Annotated in this window: 16 protein-coding genes; 13 read left to right on the top strand and 3 right to left on the bottom strand. The window is 66.9% G+C overall.

Going from position 1 to position 16547, the window contains the following annotated elements; all coding sequences use genetic code 11:
* The 11 genes from HPF_RS15265 to HPF_RS15215 all read left to right on the top strand — a co-directional run bounded on the left by HPF_RS15265 (window position 1) and on the right by HPF_RS15215 (window position 12414).
* Complete coding sequence (locus HPF_RS15265; protein ID WP_133157069.1) at window positions 1-1023, top strand: ABC transporter substrate-binding protein; 1023 nt, start codon at window positions 1-3, stop codon at window positions 1021-1023.
* 24 nt (window positions 1024-1047) lie between these two features.
* On the top strand, window positions 1048-3240 hold the full coding sequence (locus HPF_RS15260; RefSeq protein WP_133157068.1) for an ABC transporter permease: 2193 nt from the start codon (window positions 1048-1050) through the stop codon (window positions 3238-3240).
* A 15-nt stretch (window positions 3241-3255) separates the two neighbouring features.
* Window positions 3256-4302, top strand: a complete 1047-nt coding sequence (locus tag HPF_RS15255; RefSeq protein ID WP_133157067.1) for an ABC transporter ATP-binding protein — start codon at window positions 3256-3258, stop codon at window positions 4300-4302.
* 32 nt (window positions 4303-4334) lie between these two features.
* Entirely contained in the window at window positions 4335-4967 is a 633-nt protein-coding gene (locus tag HPF_RS15250) for an HAD family hydrolase (protein WP_165961714.1), read from the top strand.
* Window positions 4968-4989: 22 nt separating this feature from the next.
* Window positions 4990-6465: a sigma-54 interaction domain-containing protein gene (locus HPF_RS15245; protein WP_133157065.1), complete on the top strand. Its 1476-nt coding sequence runs from the start codon at window positions 4990-4992 to the stop codon at window positions 6463-6465.
* Between the two features lie 163 nt (window positions 6466-6628).
* Window positions 6629-7816, top strand: a complete 1188-nt coding sequence (locus HPF_RS15240; RefSeq protein WP_133157064.1) for a substrate-binding domain-containing protein — start codon at window positions 6629-6631, stop codon at window positions 7814-7816.
* 136 nt (window positions 7817-7952) lie between these two features.
* A complete protein-coding gene (locus tag HPF_RS15235; RefSeq protein ID WP_133157063.1) occupies window positions 7953-8720 on the top strand; it encodes an ABC transporter ATP-binding protein in 768 nt (255 codons plus the stop codon).
* On the top strand, window positions 8717-9454 hold the full coding sequence (locus tag HPF_RS15230; RefSeq protein ID WP_133157062.1) for an ABC transporter ATP-binding protein: 738 nt from the start codon (window positions 8717-8719) through the stop codon (window positions 9452-9454). The genes HPF_RS15235 and HPF_RS15230 overlap by 4 nt, the downstream gene beginning before the upstream one ends.
* Window positions 9451-10437, top strand: a complete 987-nt coding sequence (locus HPF_RS15225; protein WP_133157061.1) for a branched-chain amino acid ABC transporter permease — start codon at window positions 9451-9453, stop codon at window positions 10435-10437. Before HPF_RS15230 ends, HPF_RS15225 begins: the two co-directional genes overlap by 4 nt.
* Window positions 10438-10447: 10 nt before the next feature.
* Complete coding sequence (locus tag HPF_RS15220; protein ID WP_133157060.1) at window positions 10448-11548, top strand: branched-chain amino acid ABC transporter permease; 1101 nt, start codon at window positions 10448-10450, stop codon at window positions 11546-11548.
* Entirely contained in the window at window positions 11545-12414 is an 870-nt protein-coding gene (locus HPF_RS15215) for an alpha/beta fold hydrolase (protein ID WP_133157059.1), read from the top strand. Before HPF_RS15220 ends, HPF_RS15215 begins: the two co-directional genes overlap by 4 nt.
* Before the next feature lie 114 nt (window positions 12415-12528).
* On the opposite strand, the gene HPF_RS15210 is transcribed toward HPF_RS15215, so the two are convergent.
* The 3 genes from HPF_RS15210 to hemH form a co-directional block, all read right to left on the bottom strand.
* Window positions 12529-12933, bottom strand: a complete 405-nt coding sequence (locus tag HPF_RS15210; RefSeq protein WP_133157058.1) for a hypothetical protein — start codon at window positions 12931-12933, stop codon at window positions 12529-12531.
* A gap of 76 nt (window positions 12934-13009) precedes the next feature.
* Window positions 13010-13837, bottom strand: coding sequence for a hypothetical protein (locus HPF_RS15205; RefSeq protein ID WP_133157057.1), 828 nt, complete (start codon window positions 13835-13837; stop codon window positions 13010-13012).
* Window positions 13838-14011: 174 nt separating this feature from the next.
* Window positions 14012-15103, bottom strand: a complete 1092-nt coding sequence (gene hemH / locus HPF_RS15200) for a ferrochelatase (RefSeq protein ID WP_133157056.1) — start codon at window positions 15101-15103, stop codon at window positions 14012-14014.
* A 19-nt stretch (window positions 15104-15122) separates the two neighbouring features.
* Here hemH and HPF_RS15195 point away from each other — a divergent pair, with 19 nt between their 5' ends.
* Together HPF_RS15195 and HPF_RS15190 are read left to right on the top strand one after the other, a co-directional pair.
* Window positions 15123-15869: an HAD family hydrolase gene (locus tag HPF_RS15195; RefSeq protein WP_207959409.1), complete on the top strand. Its 747-nt coding sequence runs from the start codon at window positions 15123-15125 to the stop codon at window positions 15867-15869.
* A complete protein-coding gene (locus tag HPF_RS15190; RefSeq protein WP_133157054.1) occupies window positions 15866-16516 on the top strand; it encodes a glutathione S-transferase family protein in 651 nt (216 codons plus the stop codon). The genes HPF_RS15195 and HPF_RS15190 overlap by 4 nt, the downstream gene beginning before the upstream one ends.
* The last annotated feature ends 31 nt before the right edge of the window (window positions 16517-16547 follow it).

The raw sequence follows: 16547 nt of genomic DNA, 5'->3' as shown, positions 1-16547 counted from the left end.
ATGAAAAAGACCCTCTGGCTTGCCGCCCCTTTCCTGCTGTTGCCCGCGCTGTCCGCGCAGGCCCAGAGCAGCGAGTTCAACCTGATCTGCTCGGCCCAGGCCGCGTGGTGCAACATGCTCGCCGTCACCTTCGAGAAGAGCCAGGGCGTGAAGGTCAACATGACGCTCAAGGGCTCGGGCGAGGCGATCGCGCAGATCATGGCCGAGCGCGCGAACCCCAAGACCGACCTCTGGTTCGGCGGCACCGGCGACCCGCACCTGCAGGCCGCCGAGCAGGGGCTGTCGATGGAATACAAGTCGCCCACGCTTCCCAAATTGCACGACTGGGCGCAGAAGCAGGCGCAGCAGTCGGGCTACAAGACGGTGGGCATCTACTCCGGCCCGCTGGGCTTTGGCTACAACACCGAGCTGCTGGCCAAGAAGAAGCTGGCCGTGCCCAAGACCTGGGCCGACCTGCTCAAGCCCGAATACAAGGGCGAGATCCAGTCGGCCAACCCGGCCTCCAGCGGCACCGCCTACACCATGATCGCGACGCTGGTGCAACTCATGGGCGAAGACCAGGCGTTCGAATACCTCAAGAAGCTGCACGGCAACATCGGTGCCTACACCCGCTCGGGCACCGGCCCGATCAAGGCGGTGGCGCGCGGCGAGGCCACCATCTCCATCAGCTTCGTGCACGACGGCCCGGGCGAGAAGGCGCAGGGCTTCCCGCTGGAGACCATCACGCCCTCGGACGGCACGGGCGCCGAGATCGGCTCGATGTCGATCATCAAGGGTGCGCGCAACCTGGACGCGGCCAAGAAGTTCTACGAATGGGCGCTCACGCCCTCGGCCCAGGCCCTGGGCGCGGCCACGCTGCAGTTCCAGCTGCCGTCGAACAAGGAGACCAAGGTCGACCCGCGCGTGCCCGACTTCCGCAAGATCAAGCTGATCAACTACGACTACGCGAAGTACGGCCAGACCGCCGAGCGCCGCCGCCTGATCCAGCGCTGGGAAAAAGACGTCAACAGCCTGCCGCGCTGACCTCCACCCGCTCCGGAATTCCGCATGAACACCTTGACCTCGCGGTCCGGGCGGGCGTTGGCCGCCTGGACGCTGCTGGGGCTGGCCGCCTACGCGCTGCTGCCCTGGTACTTCCTCCAACAACAGTCGCTCTGGGCGGCGCTGCCCGGCGTCTGGGGCGGTGACGCCACCGCCAGCGGCGTGGTGCAGGCGGCGCTGCACGGGCGGCCCTGGCTCTGGACCGGCGTGGCCGGCCTGCTGGTCGCCGGCGCCGGCCTGCTGTTGCCCGTGGGGCGGGCGCAGGGCGGGGTGCTGGTGGCCGGCGCGCTGCTGGGCCTGACCGGCCTGCTGGCGAGCGGCTTCGCCATCGGTGCGCCGGGCTGGAGCTTCCCGGCGCTGGAGGCCTGGTTCGGTCCGCTGGAGCACGGCCAGTTCGGCATGGGCTGGGGCGGCTTTGTTGCCATCGCCTGCCTGGTGATGCTGCTGGGCGCGGGCATCGCGCGGCTGGGCTTCTTCCGCGGCGATGTGTTCGTTGCGGGCGCGGTGGTCGGCTGCGTGAGCCTGCTCGCGCTGTTCGTGGTCTACCCAGTGCTGCGCTCGCTGGCCTCGGGCCTGTACGACGACATGGGCCTGTGGGCGCCGGGTGCGCTGGTGGACCGGCTGGCCACCGAGCGCATCTGGGGCCTGGGCTGCGTCATCGCCGACACGCGCTGCGGCGTGGCTTGGAACACGCTGTTCCTCGCGCTGCTGACGGCGGCGGGCACGACGGTGATGGGCACGCTGATGGCGCTGTGGGCCGAGCGCGGCGGCACGCGGCTGCAGAAGCCGCTGAACGTGCTGGCCATGCTGCCCATCATCACGCCGCCCTTCGTGGTCGGCCTGGGCCTGATCCTGCTGTTCGGCCGCGCCGGCCTTTACAACCAGTTCATGGAATGGGCCTTCGGCGTGCCGCCCTCGCGCTGGTTCTACGGCGTGTTCGGCGTCTGGCTGGCGCAGATGTTCGCCTTCACGCCCATCGCCTTCATGATCATGCGCGGCGTGGTGCAGGGGGTGAGCCCGTCGCTGGAAGAGGCGGCGCAGACGCTGCGCGCCGACCGGCTGCGCACCTTCCTGACGGTGACGCTGCCGCTGCTCAAGCCGGGACTGGCGAATGCTTTCCTGGTGGGCTTCATCGAGAGCATGGCCGACTTCGGCAACCCCATCATCCTGGGGGGCTCCTACGCCGTGCTGTCGACCGAGATTTTCTTCGCCATCGTCGGCGCCTCGCTGGACCCGGGCATGGCGGCGGCGCTGGCCCTGGTGCTCACGCTGTTCGCGCTGGTGGTGTTCTTCATCCAGCGCGGGCTGCTCGGGCGCACCAGCTTCACCACTGTGACCGGCAAGGGCGACGCGGGCCTGCCGATGCCGCTGCCCGACACGGTGCGGCGCCTGTGCTTCGGCGTGGCCGGGCCCTGGCTGCTGTTCACCGTGGTGGTCTACCTGTTCGCGTTCGCGGGCGGCTTCGTGAAGACCTGGGGCCGCGACTACACGCTCACGCTGGACCACTTCCGCGGCGCCTTCGACCTGCAGTTGGGCGAACATGGCCTGGTGTGGGCGGGCACGGCCTGGAACTCGCTGTTCACCACCGCCTCGCTGGCGGCGATGGCGGCGCCGGTCTGCGCCTTCCTGGGCCTGCTGATCGCCTGGCTGCTGGCGCGCACCGAGTTCCGCGGCAAGGCGGGTTTCGAGTTCGCGGCGCTGCTGACCTTCGCGATTCCGGGCACGGTGCTGGGCGTGAGCTACATCCTGGCCTTCAACGTGCCGCCGGTGGAGCTGACCGGCACCGGGCTGATCATCGTGCTGTGCTACGTGTTCCGGAATCTGCCGGTGGGCGTGCGCGCCGGCACGGCGGCGTTCAAGCAGCTCGACCGTTCGCTGGACGAGGCCTCGTTCATGCTGCGCGCCGGCACGCTGACCACGCTGCGGCGCGTGGTGCTGCCGCTGCTCAAGCCGGCGCTGACGGCGGCGCTGATCTACAGCTTCGTTCGCTCCATGACCACGGTGTCGGCCGTGATCTTCCTGGTCTCGGCCAAGTACGAGCTGTCCACCACCTACATCATCGGCCGCGTCGGCAACGGCGAGTACGGGCTCGCGCTCGCCTACTGCACCGTGCTCATCGTCTTCATGTCCGTCATCACCGCGCTGGTGCAGCGCCTGGTCGGTGAACGGCAACTCGGCCGTCGCGCGGGCGGCCACTGATCTCTGGAAACCACCATGACCACACACGGCATTGAATTCCGCCAGGTGACCAAGCGCTACGGCGGCGCGAACGCGCCCCTGATCGTCAAGGGCATCGACTTCACCGTGCCCAAGGGCACGCTGACCACCATCCTCGGCCCCTCAGGCTGCGGCAAGACCACCACGCTGCGCATGATCGCGGGGCTGGAGACGCCCTCGGGCGGCCAGATCCTGATCGATGGCCGCGACGTCACGTCGCTCGGCCCCAGCGAGCGCAACGTCAGCATGGTGTTCCAGAGCTACGCGCTGTTCCCGCACATGAGCGTGCTCGACAACGTGGGCTACGGCCTGAGCGTCAGCGGCCTGCCCAAGGCGGAGATCGCCGAGCGGGCGAGGGCGGCGATGGCGACCGTCGGCCTGGTCGGCATGGACGCGCGCCTGCCCAGCGAACTCTCGGGCGGGCAGCAGCAGCGCGTGGCGCTGGCGCGCGCGCTGGTGATCGAGCCCGCGGTGCTGCTGTTCGACGAGCCGCTGTCCAACCTGGACGCGCGGCTGCGCCGCAGCATGCGCGAGGAGATCCGCAGCCTGCAGCAGCGCCTGGGCCTGACGGTGGCCTATGTGACGCACGACCAGAGCGAGGCGCTGGCGGTGAGCGACCAGATCATCGTGATGGATGCGGGCCAGATCGCCCAGGCCGGCGCGCCGCAGGACCTGTACGAGCGCCCGGCCAGTGCCTTCGTGGCTGGCTTCATGGGCGAGGCCATGCTGTTCGACGGCGTGAGCGAGGCCGACGGTTCGGTGCGCTTCGGCCCGATCCGGTTGCAGCCGCGCCACCGCCTGCCGCCCGGCCCGGTGAAGGCCGCGATCCGGCCCGAGGCCTGGTCCATCGGCCCGCGCGAAGCGGGCGGTCTGGGCGGCGAACTGCTCAAGCAGGCCTATCTGGGCTCGTTCCAGGAACTGACGGTGCAGACCGAGCTGGGCCCGATCTTCGTGGTCAGCCCGCAGGTGGACCGCAAATGGCGGCTGGGCGAAGAACTCGGGCTGACCCTCAAGGACCACGGCGTGACGGTGGTCGCTGCATGAGCTTTCACACGACAGAGAAACGGAAACAAGGCATGACGACAGAGACGGTGGTGTTCGACCTCGGCGGGGTGGTGTTCAACTGGCAGCCGACCGTGCTGCTGCGCCAGGTGCTGCCCGGGCGGGCGCGCGACGAGGCCGAGGCGGCGCACTGGGTGCGTGAGATCTTCCAGACCTTCGACCCCGACGGCGACTGGGCGCAGTTCGACCTCGGCAACGTGGAGCCCGAGGGGCTGGCGCAGCGCATCGCCCGGCGCACCGGGCTGGCGGTGGAGGAGGTGATGGCGGTGATCGACGGACTGGCGCCGCACATGCGCGTGAAGGACGACACCGTCGCGCTGATCCACGAGCTCAAGGCCGCAGGTCACCGGCTGGTCTACCTCTCGAACATGCCGCACGGGCTGGCGCGCTGGATCGAGGACGATCACCCGTTCGCCGACTGGTTCGAGGACGGCATCTTCTCGGCACGCGTGGCGCTGATGAAGCCCGACCCCGCGATCTTCCACACGGTGACCGAGCAGCTGGCGGTGAGCGACCCCTCGCCGGTGTTCATCGACGACGCGCAGCGCAACATCGACGCGGCCCGCGCGCTGGGCTGGCGACCGGTTCGCTTTGAAACGGCGAACCAGGTTCGCGCCGAACTCATGGCGCTGAATCTTTTGGGCTGAAATCAGGCCGTACCATGCGGGGATGAGCCCCGACACCCGCCTCCCGCGCGACGCCCAGAGCATCCTGGAGCTGGCCGCGCGCTCGATGTTCGACCTGTTCGCCAACGCCAGCGAGGGCATGCTGCTGGTGGACCGCATGGGGCGGGTGGTGTGGATCAACGACCAGTACCGCCGCTTCCTGCCCGCGCTGGGCTACGAACGCGAGGAAGACTTCGTCGGCCACCCGGTGTCGAACGTCGTGCAGAACACGCAGATGCACCAGGTGCTGGAAACCGGCAAGCCGATCCTGATCGACCTGCTGACCAACAAGGCCGGCACCTTCGTGGTCAGCCGCATCCCGCTGCGGGACGAGGCGGGCGAGGTGATCGGGGTGCTGGGCATCGTGCTGTTCGACCACCCCGAGACCACGCTGCAGCCGCTGATCGCCAAGTTCGCGCGGCTGGAGCAGGACCTGAACGAGGCGCGGCGCGAACTCGCCAGCCAGCGCCGCGCCAAGTACACCTTTGCCAGCTTCGTCGGCAGCAGCGCCGCCGCGCAGGAGGTCAAGCGCCAGGCGCGCCGTGCGGCGCAGTCGGCCAGCCCGGTGCTGCTGCTGGGCGAGACCGGCACCGGCAAGGAGCTGCTGGCGCACGCCATCCACGCCGCCTCGCCGCGCGCCGGCCGGCCCTTCGTGGGTGTGAACATGGCGGCCGTGCCCGAGGCGCTGATGGAGGCGGAGTTCTTCGGCGTCGCGCCCGGGGCCTACACCGGCGCCGACAAGAAGGGGCGCGACGGCAAGTTCAAGCTGGCCGATGGCGGCACGCTGTTCCTCGACGAGCTGGGCGACATGCCGATGGCCGTGCAGGTCAAGCTGCTGCGCGCGCTGCAGGACGGCGAGATCGAGCCGCTGGGCTCCAACAAGCTGATCCGCTGCGACGTGCGCGTGGTGGCCGCGACCTCGCGCGACCTCGCGCAACTGGTGCGCGAGGGCCTGTTCCGCGAAGACCTGTTCTACCGCCTCAATGTGTTGCCCATCCGCGTGCCGCCGCTGCGCGAGCGGCAGAGTGACATCCCGCTGCTGGTCGAGACGCTGTGCGAGGACATCGCGGCGCGCGGCGCCAATGTGCACCTGGAGCTGCTGCCACCCGCGCTCGATTTGCTGGCCGCGCAGCCCTGGCGCGGCAACACGCGCGAGCTGCGCAACGTGCTGGAACAGCTGGCGCTGCGCAGCGACTCGCCGCAGATCGGCGCCGCGCAGGTGGAACAAGTGCTGCGCGACTCGGGGCTGGACCGCATCGAGCCCGCGCTGTCGCGGCCTGCCGCCCCTGTGCCGGCGATGGCCGCGGACGACGACCTGCGGCCGCTGCCGGTGCAGATCGCCGAGCTGGAGCGCCGCGCCATTGCCGCCGCTCTGGCGCGCACCGGGGGCAACCGGGTGGCGGCGGCGAAGCTGCTGGGCATCTCGCGCGCCAGCCTGTACGACCGGCTGTCTGTGTCTGAAAACCAGACAACTGTCTGATATTTAGACATTTTGGGTTTGGATGGTGTGTCTGAATTTCAGGCATTCATACGGCAAGACAGCAGCAGCTCATTGATTCAAAAGGACTTTTCTTCCTGGCACGGACCGTGCAAAGTGGGTTGGCGTTCACCGGCCCGGTGATCCCACAACCAGGAGACAAGACATGTTCCAGACCACGCGCCGCGTTGCGGTGATGGCCCTTGCCTGCGGCGCCGCCGCTGCCTTCGCCCAGTCGGGCGGCGAAATCCGTATCGCCCACGTCTACAGCAAGACCGGTCCGCTGGAGGCCTACGGCAAGCAGACCCAGGTGGGTCTGATGATGGGTCTGAACTACGCCACGGGCGGCACCATGATGGTCGGCGGCAAGAAGATCGTCGTGATCGAGAAGGACGACCAGGGCAAGCCCGACCTGGGCAAGAGCCTGCTGGCCGCGGCCTACGCCGACGACAAGGCCGACCTGGCCATCGGCCCGACCAGCTCGGGCGTGGCGCTGGCCATGCTGCCGGTGGCCGAGGAATACCAGAAGATCCTGCTGGTCGAGCCCGCGGTGGCCGACTCCATCACCGGTGACAAGTGGAACAAGTACATCTTCCGCACCGGCCGCAATTCGTCGCAGGACGCGATCTCCAACGCCGTGGCGCTGGACAAGGCCGGCACCACCATCGCCACCCTGGCGCAGGACTACGCCTTCGGCCGCGACGGCGTGAAGGCCTTCAAGGACGCGGTGAAGACCGCCAAGATCGTCCACGAGGAATACCTGCCCACCAGCACCACCGACTTCACCGCCGGTGCGCAGCGCCTGATCGACAAGCTCAAGGACCAGCCGGGCCGCAAGGTGATCTTCATCATCTGGGCCGGCGCGGGCAACCCGTTCAAGATTGCCGACCTCGACCTCAAGCGCTACGGCATCGAGATCGCCACCGGCGGCAACATCCTGCCGGCCATGGCGGCCTACAAGAACTTCCCGGGCATGGAAGGCGCCACCTACTACTACTTCGGCATCCCCAAGAACCCGGTGAACGAGGCCATGGTGGCCCAGCACTACACCCAGTTCAAGAGCCCGCCGGACTTCTTCACCGCCGGTGGTTTCAGCTCGGCCATGGCCGTGGTCACCGCGCTCAAGAAGACCAACGGCGATGCCAAGGCCGCCACGCTGATCAAGACCATGGAAGGCATGAGCTTCGAGACGCCCAAGGGCACGATGACCTTCCGCAAGGAAGACCACCAGGCCATGCAGAGCATGTACCACTTCAAGATCAAGGTGGACCCGGCCTTTGCCTGGGGCGTGCCTGAACTCGTGCGCGAGATCAAGCCCTCGGAAATGAACGTTCCCATCCGCAATAAGAAGTAACCCCCCTGCGCCGCTTCGCGGCTTCCCCCAGGGGACAACGCCTGCGGCCCGGCAAAGCCGGTTCCGCGGCGTTTCTGGAAGGTTGCGGCACTCGCCGCAACTGCTCGCGCACTCGCGCTGCGCGTGGAGGAACTTGATGCTTGAAACCACTGACCTCACGGTCCGCTTCGGCGGGCACGTGGCGGTGAATGCTGTGTCCTGCGCGTTCGCGCCGGGCACGCTCACCGCCATCGTCGGCCCCAACGGTGCGGGCAAGACCACCTACTTCAACCTGATCTCGGGCCAGATCAAGGCCACCGCCGGGCGCGTGAAGCTCAACGGGGTGGACATCTCGCAGCAGGGCGCGCCGGCGCGGGCGCAGGCCGGGCTGGGGCGGGCCTTCCAGCTCACCAACCTGTTCCCCAACCTCACGGTGCGCGAGAACGTGCGGCTGGCGGTGCAGGCGAGGGCAGGGGCCGGGCTCAACCTCTGGAAGATCTGGAGCGACCGCAAGGACCTGGTGGTGCGGGCCGACGAGGTGCTGGAGACCGTGGCCCTGGCCGACAAGGGCGACCAGCTCGCGGCCAGCCTGCCGCACGGCGACCAGCGCAAGCTCGAAGTGGGCATCCTGATGGCGCTGGAACCGCAGGTGTTCATGTTCGACGAACCCACCGCCGGCATGAGCGTGGACGAGGTGCCCGTCATCCTGAACCTGATCCGCCAGCTCAAGGCCGACAAGACCAAGACCATCCTGCTGGTCGAACACAAGATGGACGTGGTGCGCGAACTCTCGGACCGCATCATCGTGCTGCACAACGGCGAGCTGGTGGCCGACGGCGACCCGGCGACCGTGATCGCCTCGCCCGTGGTGCAGCAGGCCTACCTCGGCATCAACCCGGAAGAAAAAGAAGAGGTGGCCGCATGAGCGAGGCGCTGCTGAAACTCGAAGGCGTGCACACCCACATCGGCGCGTACCACATCCTCCACGGCGTGGACCTGGTCGTGCCCAAGGGCGAACTGACCATGCTGCTGGGCCGCAACGGCGCCGGCAAGACCACCACGCTGCGGACCATCATGGGCCTGTGGCACGCCAGCCAGGGCCGTATCACGCTCGCGGGGCAGGACATCACCGCGCGCCAGACGCACGAGATCGCCACCAGCGGCGTGGCCTATGTGCCCGAGAGCATGGGCATCTTTTCGGACCTGTCGGTGCGCGAGAACATGCTGCTGGCCGCGCGCGGCGCGCGCACGCTCGACGACATCGACACCACCCGCCTCGAATGGATCTTCGGCCTGTTCCCTGCCATGAAGAAGTTCTGGAACCACCCGGCCGGCAAGCTCAGCGGCGGGCAGAAGCAGATGCTGGCGGTCTCGCGCGCCATCGTCGAGCCGCGCCAGCTGCTGCTGATCGACGAGCCCAGCAAGGGCCTGGCGCCCGCCATCATCCAGAACATGATCGCGGCCTTCCGCGAACTCAAGGCCGCGCAGACCACCATCCTGCTGGTCGAGCAGAACTTCAACTTCGCGAAGCAGCTGGGCGACACCGTGGCCGTGATGGACGACGGCCGCGTGGTGCACAGCGGCAGCATGGCCGAACTGGCCGCCGACGAATCCCTGCAATCGAAACTGCTCGGCCTGAGCCTGGGAGCGCACCAATGAGCCTGTTCAAAGACATGGACTGGAAGCCCATGGCCCTGGTGCCGCTGCTGGCGCTGGCGGCGCTGCCGGCGGTGGGCAGCCCCTCGACCTGGCTCACGCTGACCGTGGCCGGCCTGGCCATGGGCATGATCGTCTTCATCATCGCCTCGGGCCTCACGCTGGTGTTTGGCCTGATGGACGTGCTGAACTTCGGCCACGGCGTGTTCATCGCGCTTGGCGCCTTCGTGGCCACCACGGTGCTGGGCAGCATGAACGCCTTCACCACCGCCGACAGCCTCTGGACCAACCTGCTCGCGCTGCTGCCGGCCATGCTGGTGGCGATGGCGGTGGCCGGTGCGCTGGGTCTGGTGTTCGAGCGCTTCATCATCCGGCCCGTCTACGGCATGCACCTCAAGCAGATCCTGATCACCATGGGCGGCATGATCATCGGCGAGGAAATGATCAAGGTCATCTGGGGGCCGGAGCAGATTCCGCTGCCGCTGCCCGAGGGCCTGCGCGGCTCGCTGCTGATCGGCGACGCCGCCGTGGAGAAGTACCGCATCGTCGCGGTGCTGGTGGGCGCTGCGGTGTTCGCCGCCATGGTCTGGACGCTCAACCGCACCAAGGTCGGCCTGCTGATCCGCGCCGGTGTGCAGGACCGCGAGATGGTCGAGTCGCTGGGCTACCGCATCCGGCGCCTGTTCGTCGGCGTGTTCGTGGCCGGCAGCGCGCTGGCCGGGCTGGGCGGCGTGATGTGGGGCCTGTACCAGCAGAACGTGGTGCCGCAGATGGGCGCGCAGGTCAACGTGCTGATCTTCATCGTCATCATCATCGGCGGCCTCGGCTCCACGCTGGGCGCGCTGATCGGCGCGCTGCTGGTGGGCCTGATGGCCAACTACACCGGCTTCCTGGTGCCCAAGGTGGCGCTGTTCTCCAACATCGCGCTGATGGTCACCATCCTCTTGTGGCGTCCGCAGGGCGTCTACCCGGTGACCAGCCGTTGAAAGCCTGACCATGCTGCAACGACTTCTCTCCAAAGACCTGCCGCGCAGCCCCTGGCTGGCGGCGCTGCTGGTGCTGCTGTTCCTGGGCCTGGCCTTCGCACCCTTCCTGTTCCCGGGCGTGAAGGCGCTCAACGTGGCGGCCAAGATCCTGATCTTCGTCGCGCTGGTGGCCAGCTTCGACCTGCTGCTGGGCTACACCGGCATCGTCAGCTTTGCGCACACCATGTTCTTCGGCATCGGCGCCTACGGCGTGGCGATTGCGCTCAGCTCGGTGGAAGAGGCCTCGTTCGGCACCATCCTGCTCGGCGTGGTGTGCGCGCTGTTGGTGTCCACGCTGCTGTCGTTGCTGATCGGCCTGTTCTCGCTGCGGGTGAGGGCGATCTTCTTCGCCATGATCACGCTGGCCGTGGCCTCGGCCTTCCTCACGCTGGCCTCGCAGCTGTCGGACTTCACCGGCGGCGAAGACGGCCTGACCTTCAGCGTGCCCGAGCTGCTCTCGCCCGGCTTCGAGCTGAGCGAAGAACCGCTGGCGCTGCCCTGGGGCGAGGTCAACCTCAACGGCAAGCTGCTCACCTACTACCTCATCTTCGCCAGCGTCTGCGCCATCTTCCTCACCCTGTTGCGCATCGTGAACTCGCCCTTCGGGCGCGTGCTGCAGGCCATCCGGGAGAACGACTTCCGCGCCGAGGCGCTGGGCTACCGCACCGTCGTCTACCGCACGCTCTCCAACGTGCTCTCGGCCCTGTTCGCCACGCTGGCCGGCTGCCTGCTCGCGCTCTGGCTGCGCTACAACGGGCCGGACACCTCGCTGTCCTTCGAGATCATGCTGGACATCCTGCTCATCGTCGTCATCGGCGGCATGGGCACGCTCTACGGCGCGCTCATCGGCAGCGTGCTCTTCGTGCTGGCGCAGAGCTACCTGCAGGACCTGCTGCGGGTGGCCGGCGAGGCCACGGCCGGCGTGCCGCTGCTGCCCGCGCTGCTCACGCCCGACCGCTGGCTGCTCTGGCTGGGCCTGCTGTTCGTGCTCTCGGTCTACTACTTCCCCACCGGCATCGTCGGCAGGCTGCGCGAACGCGCCGTGCTCGCACGGCTGAAAGGCATGAAATGAACGACCACGCTGTGATGCCCCAGTCGCGCTACCTCACCTGCGAGGGCCGCGAAATCCACTTCATGGACTGGGCGCGCGCGCCCGGCACCACCGACCACGGCACCGTCATCGCCTGGCACGGCCTGGCGCGCACCGGCCGCGACATGGACCCGCTGGCCGCGCACCTGAGCGCGCTGGGCTACCGCGTGATCTGCCCCGATACGATTGGCCGCGGCCTCTCGCAATGGAGCCCCGAGCCCAAGGCCGAGTACTGCCTGGCCTTCTACGCCAAGCTCGCGCGCTCGCTGGTCGATCAGCTGGCGTTGGACCAGTTCCACTGGGTCGGCACCTCCATGGGCGGCGCCATCGGCATGGTCGCCGCCGACGGCCTGCTGCGCGGCCGCATCCTGCGCCTGGTGCTCAACGACAACGGCCCCAAGCTCGCCGACGCCGCCCTCGAACGCATCCGCAGCTACGCCGGCAACCCGGCCAGCTTTGCCACGGTGAGCGAGCTGGAGCAGTACTTCCGCACCGTCTACAAACCCTACGGCTGGCTCAGCGACGCGCAGTGGACGCTGCTGACCGAAAGCTCGGTGCGCCGCCTGCCCGACGGCCGCGTCACGCCGCACTACGACCCGGCCATGGTGATGCAGTTCACCGAACACCCGGGCGACTACGACCGCTGGACCGAATACGACCGCATCGACATCCCGGTGCTGTGCCTGCGCGGCGCCGAGTCCGACCTGCTGCTGGCCGATACCGCGGAGCAGATGCGCGACCGCGGGCCGCGGGCGCTGGTGGTGACGATTGCGGGGTGTGGACACGCGCCGGCGTTGAATGTGCCGGAGCAGTTGCTGCTGGTCAGTCGGTTTTTGGCGGGGCAGTGAGGGCGGAAGGTTGGGAGTCTGCCAACGGAAGAGGGCAAAGCCACTGGCGGCGATCTGACCCAAGCCACCCGTTCCGCACAAGTTCTGGGTTCCTCCAATCGGTTGGCCGGCAACTCAAATGGGCATGTACTTCTTATCTACGAGTTCTGTGTTAAGTCCATCTACCTGCCACGACTGAAGCTGCAACAAGATCAAATCCCGAAGTTGCTCAAGTTCCGGTGTGTCTTGAATCTTCGGACCAAAAAAGAAGCGGGAGCGGCTGGCAGTCAGGTGGATCTTGAATTCACCGCGCTCGGCATCCTCGGTATGAATGTCGACCGCGAGCTTGGTGCCAAGTTCTTCAAACCATATAAACCAGCCCCAATCTTCCTGGTCAGCCTGAAGACTGTTTCCATAGTGATCGCGTAGAGCTGGCAGCAGACGCTCCAGCACTATGTCGCCACCGATGCAGCAATCGTTGATATACAGATCGGCGTCAGCGATCTGTACTGGCTTTGAAAATCCAATGACGTAAGGCATGGCTGGCAAACGTCCAAGTTCAGGGGGGCACCGCCGATAGGCGGAGCGTCTCCTGCAATGCAGTGTTAGCCTTCATTTAGCTCATTCCTTGTCGAAGATTTGCAATGTTCGGAAATCCCTGAATGGACACAGGGTCGATGTTGATGAAGAACTCTGCGACAGGCGAAATAATTTCGAGAAGCGTCTTGTCGAGGCTACTAAGGCTTTCTTTAACGCGCAATAGCTGCCAACGATTCATTACGAATGCCGCAAAGTCAGCAAGTTGAATTGGATGAACCAAACGCGAACTGGCGAATAGGACTGCGCCAGCAACGAAGGTGGGTGCCAGTCCCGAAAGGACAATAGCTTTCCCACTAGCGAGGCGCCCTTCGTCAACCACTACACAGGCAGTGGCTTTGCCACCTTCTATCGCTTTGAGGTGCATGCGGACTCGCAAGAGTGCAAAGATCAATGCGAGGTCTTCGTGGTCGGAAAACTTCAACGGGCCGAGCTTCTCAGGCCAATCGGTGCGGCGTTGCACGTCGGCCGCGTTCTCCGGGTCAAAGGTTTGCACAAGCACTGGGAATTGGTATGTCGTAAAGATATGTGACATGAAGCGAAAGATGCCCAAACGCTGCTGAAGGTTGAGCTGTTTGAACTCGCCTTTCCCTGCCCAAATGTCCGTAAAGTGAAACTCAGGGTCCTTGATCCCGAGTTCTTTAAGAAAGGACAAAGCACTGGGCAGTTGATTCATTACTTCGGACACCTGATGCGGTGGAACGATTACCGCTACCCAAGACTTACGCTGCTCATTCAACCCAGGAGTCTTCAAGCCCGGCGAACCTGTGTCGTCAATGAATACGCCGTAGTGACGACCGGACCTCAGTTCAACTGCAATATTGACTTGGCGGGTGGGAGTGCTCATGACGGCTAACTTTGATTTAAACGGTAAAACGCCGGATGCCCACAAACGCTTCCGTTAAACAAAGTCCCTTCGAATCCAGGCAAACTCATTGAAATCGAGCGACTAGGCAGCCCTGTCGTAGCCGGGAAAAGGTATAACAGAATTGACAAATCTGGCAAGAGAATTGCGAGCACCTCAATCCCTCGCCCCCCTCGCCAACGCCCGCTCCCGGCTCGCCGCCAACTGCATCGGATCGTCCGCCTGTTTCGTCGGCCAACCCTGCAGATGCTTCTCTGACAAATCGGCCAGCGCGCGAATCCAGTCTGGGCTGTCGTTGAGGCAGTCGATGTATTCGAAGCGCTGACCGCCCGCGTGTTTGAAGGCTTCCTGCGCTTCCATGCGGATTTCTTCCAGCGTTTCCAGGCAGTCGCTGGTGAAGCCGGGGCAGACCACGTCGACGCTCTTGAGGCCCTTCTGCGCCAGCGCGACCAGGGTCGGCTCGGTGTAGGGCTCCAGCCACTTGGCCTTGCCGAAGCGCGACTGGAAGGTGACGGTGTAGTCGTCCTTGCCGAGGCCCAGCTTTTCGGCCAGCATGCGCGCGGTCTTCAGGCATTCGCAGTGGTAGGGGTCGCCCAGGTGCAGGGTGCGTTCGGGCACGCCGTGGAAGCTCATCACCAGGTGGTCGCCCTGGCCGTGGTGCATCCAGTGCGCGCGGACCTTGCGGTGCAGCGCGTCGATGTAGCCCAGGTCGTCGTGGTAGCGGTTGACGAAGCGCAGCTCGGGGATGTGGCGGATCTTCTGGCTCCAGGTGGAGACGGCGTCGATCACGCTGGCGGTGGTGGTGCCGCTGTATTGCGGGTAGGCCGAGAGCACGAGGATGCGGGTCACGCCCTGGGCCTTGAGTTCGTCGAGCACGGACGGGATGGACGGGTTGCCATAGCGCATGGCGTAGCGCACCGTGACCTGGTGGCCGCGTTCGCCGAGGTAGCCGCGCAGCAGCGTGGCCTGCTTGTCGGTCCAGACCTTCAGCGGCGAACCTTCGGGCGTCCAGATGCTGGCGTACTTGGCGGCCGACTTCTTAGGCCGCACACGCAGGATGATGCCGTGCAGGATCAGCAGCCACAGCGCGCGCGGAATCTCGACCACGCGGGGATCGCCCAGGAACTCGGCGAGGTAGCGGCGCAGGGCCGGTGCCGTGGGTTCGTCGGGGGTGCCGAGGTTGCACAGCACGATGGCCGTGCGGGGCGCCTGGCCATGCTTGAAAGCGGGTTCGGTCTGGAAGGGCATGCGCTATTCTCCCGCAGCCATGAAGACCCCCGAGCACCCGCAACATCACACATCTGACCGGGGTCTGGACCTCGGCCGCATCCGCGCCATCACGCTCGATCTGGACGACACGCTCTGGCCGATCTGGCCGACCATCGAGCGCGCCGAGCGGGTGCTGCAGGACTGGCTGGAAACAAACGCGCCGGCCACGGGCGCCCTGTGCCGCGACCGCGCGGTGCTGCGCGAGGTGCGCGAACGGCTGAACGCCGAGCGGCCCGACCTGGCGCACGACATGACGGCGCTGCGGCTGGAGGCGATCCGCCGCGTGCTGCGGCGCGGTGGCGACGACCAGGCGCTGGCCGAGCCGGCCTTCGAGGTGTTTTTTGCCGAGCGTCAGCGCGTGGACCTGTTCGATGATGCGCTGCCGATGCTGGCCTTCCTCAGCGAACGCTTTCCGGTGGTGGCGCTGTCCAACGGCAACGCCGACGTGCACCGCGTGGGCATCGGCGCGCACTTCCGTGCGTCGGTGAGTGCGAAGGAGTTCGGTGTCGGCAAGCCCGACCCGCGCATCTTCCACGCCGCCGCCGATGCGGCGGGCGTGGCACCGCACGAGGTGCTGCACATCGGCGACGACGCGCACCTGGACGGCGTGGGTGCGCTGAACGCCGGCATGCAGCTGGCCTGGCTGAACCGCGCCGGCCACGCCTGGGAACACGCGCCGCTGGTGCCGCACCTCACGGTGAGCGACCTGCACGCGCTGTGCCGTGCGCTGGGTGCTGGCGCATGACGCTGAGCATCCACGGCATTGCGGCCTCGCGCGCGCTGCGTCCGCTGTGGGCCGCCACCGAGCTGGGCCTGAACTTCAAGCACGTGCCCACGCCCTACCAGGGCGGCGCGACCCGCACGCCGGAGTTTCTGGCACTCAACCCCAACGGCCACATCCCGGTGGTGGTGGACGCGCGGCCGGAGGGCGAGGTGGTGGTGTGGGAGAGCATGGCCTGCGCGCTCTACATCGCGCGCCACCATGGCGCCGCCGACGGCGTTTCGATCGCGCCGGCCACGCCGCGCGAGGACGCCGAGGCGCTGCGCTGGAGTTTCTGGGTGATGAGCGAGTGCGAGGCCGATGCGCTGAGCTGGTTGATGCACCGGGTAGTCATGCCCCCCGCCCGGCGCAAGCCAGAACTGGCCGACGCCGCCGAGCGCCGGCTGGCGGTGCCGCTGCGCGTGATCGAGCAGCACCTGCAGCAGCAGCACGCGCGCGGCGAGCGCCATCTGGCGGCGGACCGTTTCACGGTGGCCGACCTGTGCGTGGCCAGCGTGCTGAACTGGGCCAGACCGGCGCGCGAGCTCATGGCTGCGCACCCGCTCACGCACGACTGGATCCGGCGCTGCATCGAACGCCCGGCGCACCTGGCCGCGAAGGCGCTGGGCTGAAACGAAACCCCCCGCCGCGCTGCGCGCGACC

Source organism: Hydrogenophaga pseudoflava (assembly GCF_004353865.1).
In the GTDB taxonomy this organism is placed as follows: Bacteria; Pseudomonadota; Gammaproteobacteria; order Burkholderiales; family Burkholderiaceae_C; genus Hydrogenophaga; species Hydrogenophaga pseudoflava.
The sequence above is the reverse complement of the archived record's forward strand: the minus strand, read 5'-3'. Positions and strand labels throughout refer to the sequence as shown.